At 64.8% G+C, this 1,262-nt stretch carries 1 protein-coding gene; it reads left to right on the top strand.

Translation table 11 applies throughout. The features are described 5' to 3' along the window. Positions 1 to 237: 237 nt before the first annotated feature. On the top strand, positions 238 to 1,242 hold the full coding sequence (locus C8J98_RS21845; protein ID WP_343125732.1) for a transposase: 1,005 nt from the start codon (positions 238 to 240) through the stop codon (positions 1,240 to 1,242). Positions 1,243 to 1,262 lie beyond the last annotated feature (20 nt).

The following is a 1,262-nucleotide window of genomic DNA, read 5'->3' as shown; positions in this document are numbered from 1 at the left end:
CGGCTCCTTGTATCTTGGGCATGCCTCCCGCTGGGAGGTGCAGCAAGTGAGATCCCGGGGAGGCCGCCGGCTCCTGGAAGCAGAATTATCTGACTTCGATTGTAGAGTGGCCCCCCGCCTCATTGCCTACTGCGGAGAGTATCGAGAAGCCCGCGAGGGACTTCGCATTACAAGGTAGCAGCGGCATAAAGTGCGAGGTCGGGGAGCCGGGATCATTCTTGCGCTAACGCGCCTAGGATGAAAGTGATGACGATATCGGTGGGTCTGGATGTAGCGGCGCGCAGCGTCGTCATGGCCGCGCACGACGCAGGCAAGCCGGTGGTCAAGGGTAGCTTCGAGCAGAGCCCCGCTGGCCACGCGCGGCTGGCCGCCCAGTTGCTCAAGCTGGCCCCGGCGTATGTCGTGATGGAAGCGACCGGGATCTATCATCTGGATCTGGCCATCGCGCTGGACCGGGCCGGCCTGCCGGTCTCGGTGATCAACCCGCGCAGCGCCAAGCGCTTCGCCCAGCTCAAGCTCAAAGGCAGTAAGACCGACAGCATCGATGCCGGCCTGCTGGCCGACTACGGCGACGCGCTGCGACCGCCTCGCTGGTCCGCGCCCAGCCCCGAGGACCTGGCCTTGCGCGACCTGGGACGGCAGATCAACCGCCTGACGTCCGATCGCACGCGCGCGAAGAATCGCCTGCATGCCTTGAACGCCAAACAGGGCACCTACGCCTTGCTGCTGGACGACGAAGCCGACGCCATCGCGACCCTGGAACGACGGATAGAACGGCTGCGCGCCGCGATGCGCGCGCTGATCGATGCCGACCCGATCCGCCAGTCCCAGCTCAAGCACATGATCGCCGCGCCGGGCGTAGCGGAGGTCTCGGCGATGGCCCTGCTGGCTGAACTGGTCATGCTGCCGACGACCATGAAGGCGCCGCAGGTGAGTCGCCACGCGGGCCTGGATGTTTGCCTGAACCAGTCAGGCACCAGCGTCTACGGCGCTTCCCGCATCAGCAAAGGCGGCAACGCCTACCTGCGTGCCGGCACCTACATGCCGGCCCTGGTCGCCGTCCGGCATGACCCCTTGGCCAAGGCCTTCTACGACCAACTCGTCCGCCGAGGCAAAAAGAAGCGACAAGCCCTCACCGCGGTCATGCGCAAGTACCTGACCGGACTGTGGGCCTGCATCCGCAACGACGAGAGCTTCGATACCTCGAAGCTCTTTAGCCCCGAACATCTCAAGAACGCTTGACCGCCAAGAGAGCATCTACA

This window comes from Luteibacter sp. OK325 (genome assembly GCF_003050935.1).
GTDB lineage: Bacteria > Pseudomonadota > Gammaproteobacteria > Xanthomonadales > Rhodanobacteraceae > Luteibacter.
The sequence above is the reverse complement of the archived record's forward strand: the minus strand, read 5'-3'. Positions and strand labels throughout refer to the sequence as shown.

Coding starts and splice junctions, on each gene's coding strand:
- C8J98_RS21845 (WP_343125732.1), top strand. CDS start 238: ATGAAAGTGATGACGATATCGGTGGGTCTGGATGTAGCGGCGCGCAGC.